4 protein-coding genes are annotated in these 6,184 nt (G+C 72.3%); all 4 read left to right on the forward strand.

Annotation, left to right across the window (positions count from 1 at the left end; translation table 11 throughout):
• Positions 1 to 2 precede the first annotated feature (2 nt).
• Positions 3 to 2,576 (forward strand): AMP-binding protein, encoded by a 2,574-nt coding sequence (locus tag ACI379_RS11785; protein ID WP_439792280.1) that lies wholly within the window; start codon positions 3 to 5, stop codon positions 2,574 to 2,576.
• A 225-nt stretch (positions 2,577 to 2,801) separates the two neighbouring features.
• Entirely contained in the window at positions 2,802 to 4,577 is a 1,776-nt protein-coding gene (locus tag ACI379_RS11790) for an acetyl/propionyl/methylcrotonyl-CoA carboxylase subunit alpha (protein ID WP_439792281.1), read from the forward strand.
• Positions 4,578 to 4,823: 246 nt separating this feature from the next.
• Positions 4,824 to 5,495: a TetR/AcrR family transcriptional regulator gene (locus ACI379_RS11795; protein WP_439792282.1), complete on the forward strand. Its 672-nt coding sequence runs from the start codon at positions 4,824 to 4,826 to the stop codon at positions 5,493 to 5,495.
• Positions 5,492 to 6,184 (forward strand): FAD-dependent oxidoreductase (locus ACI379_RS11800; protein WP_439792283.1); only part of this gene is annotated, 693 nt, incomplete at its 3' end. The genes ACI379_RS11795 and ACI379_RS11800, both read left to right, overlap by 4 nt.

The following is a 6,184-nucleotide window of genomic DNA, read 5'->3' on the forward strand; positions in this document are numbered from 1 at the left end:
GGGTGACGACCGCGCCCACTCCGCTGATCGTCGACCCCTCGGGTCACGATCCGCGCCCCGCCGTGGTCCTGCCCGACGGCACCACGATCACGCGCCACGAACTGGCGGGCCTGGTCGCCATGAGGGCTCGGTCGTGGGGCCCAGGGCGGAGACTCGTTCTCGTCGAGGGCGGAAACCGGCTCGATGCCCTGGTCGCCCACCTCGCCGCGCTGGACCACGGACACGTCTCCCTGCTCGTCCCGGCCGGCCGCCCTGAGCAACGCGACGCCCTCGTCGCCCAGTTCGACCCGGACGTGGTGTGCTCCGTCGAGGGCGACGACGTCCGTCGCCCACGCTCCGCGCACGTGCTGCACCCGGACCTCGCACTGCTGCTGAGCACCTCGGGGTCGACCGGCTCCCCCAAGCTCGTACGGCTCTCCCGCACCAATGTGTACAGCAACGCCGCCGCCATCGCCGACTTCCTGGGTCTGGGGCCGCACAGCCGTGCGATCACGAGCCTCCCGCTGCACTACTGCTACGGCCTGTCCGTGGTGCACAGCCACCTGGTGGCGGGTGGCTCGTTGGCAGTGACTGAGAGGTCCGTGACCGACGCCGAGTTCTGGGACCACCTCGAGCGGTCGGGCGCGACCACGATGGCCGCCGTCCCCTACACCTTCGACCTGCTCGAGCGCGTCGACCTCGCCACGCGCCCCACCGCCAGCCTCACCCAGATCACCGTCGCCGGCGGGCGGCTCGCGCCGGACCGGGTCCGCGCGTGGTCACTGCGCGGGCGGGACGAGGGCTGGGACCTCGTGGTCATGTACGGCCAGACCGAGGCCACAGCCCGGATGGCGTGGCTCCCCCCTTCCCTGGCCGCCGAGCACCCGTACGCGATCGGGCACGCGATCCCGGGCGGGCACCTGCGCCTCGAGCCGGTGCCGGAGAGCGACGAGCCGGGCACCGGCGAGATCGTCTACTCGGGTCCCAACGTGATGATGGGGTACGCCTCGCGCCCGGCGGACCTGGCCCTCGCGGCAACCACCGCCGACCTGCGCACCGGCGACCTGGGCCGGATGCGCGAGGGCCTGTTCGAGGTGGTGGGCCGCCGGAATCGGTTCGCGAAGGTGTTCGGGCTCCGCCTGGACCTGGCCCGTGTGGAGTCACTCCTGTCGGAGAACGGCTCTCCGGCCGAGCTGGTCGCCACGGCCACCCACGTGCACGCCTTCGTCCTGCACGGCCGTCGCGCCGAGGTGACCCGTACCCGCGTCGCCGACTTCTGCGGGCTCCCCACCGCGGCCGTGCGGACGCACGTGGTGGCCGAGCTCCCGCGCACCCCCAACGGCAAGGTGGACAGGGCCGCCCTGGCCCGGCTGGCCGAGCTCGCCGAGTCGGAGCCCGCGCTGGACGCAGGCCCGGGCGAGGACCGGGTCGCGTGGGTGGTGGACACCGTCGCGCACGTGCTGGGGCGCGCAGAGGTAACCGGCGCGGACAGCTTCGTCCAGCTGGGCGGGGACTCCCTGTCCTTCGTCGAGACCTCGGCCCGCCTGGAGGAGCACCTCGGCCCCCTGCCGCCTCAGTGGCCGTCGCTGCCCCTGCGGGACCTCGCCGCGCGCCGGACTGGCCACGACACCGTCGGGGCGAGCGCCGGCTCCCAGCTCGACACCACGGTGGCGATCAGGGCAGCGGCCATCCTGGCCGTGGTCGCCAGCCACGTCGACCTCGTCTCCTGGGAGGGCGGGGCACACCTGCTGCTCGCCCTGTCGGGCTACAACTTCGCCCGCTTCCAGCTCGGCTCCCCAGAGCGACACGTCCGGATCCGCAACGGGTTGTCGAGCCTGGCACAGCTCGTCGTGCCGAGCGTCGTCGTGCTGGCCCTGATCGCACTCGCGACCGGGCAGTACGAGCCGACCACCGTCCTCCTACTCAACGGCCTGCTGGGACAGGACTCCTGGGACGACCAGTGGCAGATGTGGTTCATCGAGTCACTGGCCTGGCTCACAGCGGCAGCGCTGGCGCTGATGGCTGTCCCTTCCTTGCACCGGCTCGAGCGCCGTCACCCGTACGCCTTCGCACTTGCCCTGCTCTCGGCCGCCGCGGCGCTCCGCTGGGCCTGGACCGGCCAAGAGGCCGGGGCGACCGAGCGGTACACGACGGGGGTGGTCGCGTTCTGCTTCGCCCTGGGCTGGGTGACGGCCCGCTCCGACACGGCCCTCCGTCGGTGGCTGACCCTCTGCGCGACCGCCGCGCTGCTCGTCGGCTTCTTCGATGACCCGGCACGTGAGGCCGTCGTGGTGGGCGGCGTGGCAGCGCTGCTGTGGTGGCCGGCCCTGCCGACGCCCCGCAGAGTGTCCTCGTGGGTCGTACGCCCGGCGCACCTGTTGGCGGCCTCGTCGCTGGCGATCTACCTCACCCACTGGGTGGTCTACCGCCCGCTGGAGGACGCCGGGCACCGGTGGCTGGCGCTGGTTGCGGCGCTGGCCGTCGGCATTTGCGCGTCAGGGGCGTTGCGGCCGCTGCAGCGTGCCGTGGCCTCCTGCTTCGGCCCGTCTCGCACCAGGCCCATCGCGCGGCCGACGCGTCAGGACGCGGCGGTCTGACCCACGGGCCGGGTCGCGCGCGCCGCTCGGGGCGGGAGAGGTCGAGCATCCCTCCCACCCCGAAGCCGAAGTGCAACTCCCCGCCGTCAACGTGTCGCACCCGGACCCCCACCTGTCCGCGAACAGGACCACGCGCCGGTACCCGGTACCGCGGGAGGTAACCTCAGTCCGTTCGACCCCTCGACCACGCACGCCCGTGGCCACCAGGCAACCAGGAGTATCCGAGTGAGCTTGAAGAAGGTCCTCATCGCCAACCGTGGCGAGATCGCCGTCCGCGTGATCCGCGCCGCCAAGGACGCCGGCATCGGCTCCGTCGCGGTCTACGCTGAGCCGGACCGTGACGCGCTGTTCGTGCGTCTCGCCGACGAGGCGCACTCGCTCGGTGGCGCCACGCCGGCCGAGTCGTACCTCGACATCGAGAAGATCATCGCGGTCGCCAAGAAGTCCGGCGCCGACTCGGTGCACCCGGGCTACGGCTTCCTCGCCGAGAACGCCCTGTTCGCCCAGGCCGTCATCGACGCCGGGTTGATCTGGATCGGCCCCTCGCCCGACGCCATCGACAGCCTCGGCGACAAGGCCAAGGCCAAGAACATCGCCCTCAAGGCCGGCGCCCCGCTGGCCCCGGGCCTCAAGGAGCCGGTCAAGGGCGCCGACGAGATCGTCGCCTTCGCCGAGGAGTTCGGCCTCCCGGTCGCCATCAAGGCCGTCTTCGGCGGCGGCGGGCGTGGCCTCAAGGTCGCCCGCACCATCGAGGAGATCCCCGAGCTGTTCGAGTCCGCCACGCGCGAGGCCATCTCGGCCTTCGGTCGCGGCGAGTGCCTGGTCGAGAAGTTCCTCGACCGGCCGCGCCACGTCGAGACCCAGTGCCTCGCCGACTCCCACGGCAACGTGGTCGTCGTGTCGACCCGCGACTGCTCGCTGCAGCGCCGCCACCAGAAGCTGGTCGAGGAGGCGCCTGCGCCGTTCCTCACCGACGAGCAGAACGCCCGCCTGTACGAGTCGTCCAAGGCGATCCTCAAGGAGGCCGGCTACGTCGGCGCCGGCACCTGCGAGTTCCTCGTGGCCGCCGACGGCACCATCTCGTTCCTCGAGGTCAACACCCGCCTCCAGGTGGAGCACTGCGTCTCCGAGGAGGTCACCGGCATCGACCTGGTGCGCGAGATGTTCCGCATCGCCGCCGGCGAGGAGCTCGGCTACGGCGACCCCGAGGTCAAGGGCCACTCCATCGAGTTCCGCGTCAACGCCGAGGACCCGGGCAACAACTTCATGCCCGCCCCCGGCACGCTGACCGAGTGGGCGCCCCCGAGCGGCCCCGGCATCCGCCTCGACTCCGGCTACGAGAAGGGCGAGACCATCCCCGGCTCGTTCGACTCCCTCGTCGCCAAGCTGATCGTCACCGGCGTCGACCGCACCCAGGCGATCGAGCGCTCGCGCCGCGCGATCTCCGAGTTCCGCATCGGCGGCATGCCGACCGCGCTGACCTTCGCCGAGGTCGTCCTCAACGACCCCGCGTACGTCGCCGCCTCCAACCCGACCGGCGAGGGCTCCTTCGACGTCTACACCACGTGGATCGAGACCGACTTCGTCAACGAGATCCCGCCGTACGCGGGTGACGCCGGCGAGGCCGACGAGCCCGAGGAGCGCCAGAAGGTCACCGTCGAGGTCGGCGGTCGTCGCCTCGAGGTCGTCCTGCCGGCCGGCCTGGGTGGCCTCGGCGGCGGTGCTGCCTCCGGCAGCGCCAAGAAGCCGAAGCGTGCCGCCAAGAAGGCGGGCGCTGCCGTCTCCGGTGACTCCGTCGCCTCCCCCATGCAGGGCACCATCGTCAAGGTGGCCGTCGAGGAGGGCCAGGAGGTTGCCGAGGGCGACGTCATCGTGGTCATGGAGGCCATGAAGATGGAGCAGCCCCTCAAGGCCCACAAGGCTGGCACCGTCACCGGCCTGAGCGCCGAGGTCGGCGCCACCGTCGGCAACGGCGAGGTCATCTGCGAGATCAAGGACTGAGTCCCACTCGTCCTCACGAGGGCCGTCTCCCGACCGGGAGGCGGCCCTCGTGGCGTACGGGGCCTTCGTCTGCGTCGGAATCCCCCACCCGAGGCCAGAGTCCCCCACCGCACGTCGAAGTCCCCGCCTTGGCGGGGACTTCGACCTTGTAGGGGGGGTGCAACACCCATAACAGGTCGGAATCCCCCACCCGACAAGCGCACTTCATACATAGCGAGCACTTGCTCTCTATGTTAGGTTCGCGCCGTGCCCGTCTCCCCACCCGGCAGCCGTACGGCGCCGCGCCGCACCCAGGCCCAGCGTCGCGGTGCGACGATCGGCCGGCTCGTCGACGCGACGGTCGCCTGCCTGACCAGCCGCGGGTACGCCGCCACCTCCACCGCCGCCATCTGCGCCGAGGCGGGCGTGAGCCAGGGAGCCCTGTTCCGGCACTTCCCCACCCGCCAGGCCCTCCTGGTCGCCACGGCGGAGCACGTCGCCGAGCGCCAGGTCGAGGCGTTCGCCGCGATGGCCGGCCGCCCGGTCCACGACGTGGCGGAGACGACGGCGGTGCTGCTCCACCTGCGTACGGTCGTGCTCTCTCCGGCCAACCAGACCTGGCGCGAGCTGCTGGTCGCCGCCCGTGCCGACGCCGACCTGCGCGCCGCGATGCAGCCGGCGCGGCAACGGTTCCAGCAGCAGATGCTCGACACCGCCGCGACGCTGTGGGCAGGGCGCGTCCCACCCGAGGACCGGGCCGCCGCGCTGAGTCTGGTCGTCAACTACTTCGACGGGCTGGCCTTCTCCTCCCTCGACCCCGACCCCACCGCGGCACCCGGCCGTACGGTCGAGCGCGCCGTCGGCCTGCTCGCCGAGATGATCGTCGCCCGCTACGCACCCACCGACCGCCCCTACCACGCACCCCAGGAGCACCCATGAGCACCGACACCTTCACCCCCGACGTCATCGTGGTCGGGGCGGGGCTGGCCGGCCTCGTCGCCACCCACGAGCTCGCCAAGGCCGGCAAGCGGGTGCTGGTCGTCGACCAGGAGAACCGCAAGAACCTCGGCGGGCAGGCGTACTGGTCGCTCGGCGGGCTCTACTTCGTCGACTCCCCCGAGCAGCGCCGCATGGGCATCACGGACTCGCCCGACCTCGCCCGGCAGGACTGGTTCGGCAGCGCCCAGTTCGACCGCCTGGGCGACGGCACGGACGGGCCCGGGCGCGGCGAGGACCACTGGCCCTCACGCTGGGCCGAGGCGTACCTCGAGTTCGCGCACACCACCAAGCGCGACTACCTCCACGACCTGGGCCTCAAGTCGCTCCCCTTCGTCGGGTGGGCCGAGCGCGGCGACGGCCGCGCCACCGGGCACGGCAACTCCGTCCCGCGCTTCCACATCACCTGGGGCACCGGCCCCGAGGTCGTCCGCGTCTTCGCCGAACCCGTGCTGGCGGCAGAGGAGACCGGGCTGGTCCGCTTCGCCTTCCGCCACCAGGTCGACGAGCTCGTCACCGAGGACGGCGCCGTCGTGGGCGTACGGGGCACGGAGCTGGCGCCCGACGTCGCCGAGCGTGGCGTGAAGTCCAACCGGGACGCCGTGGGCACCTTCGAGCACCGCGCCGCAGCC

Source organism: Nocardioides sp., from assembly GCF_051876515.1.
Classification (GTDB): Bacteria; Actinomycetota; Actinomycetes; order Propionibacteriales; family Nocardioidaceae; genus Nocardioides.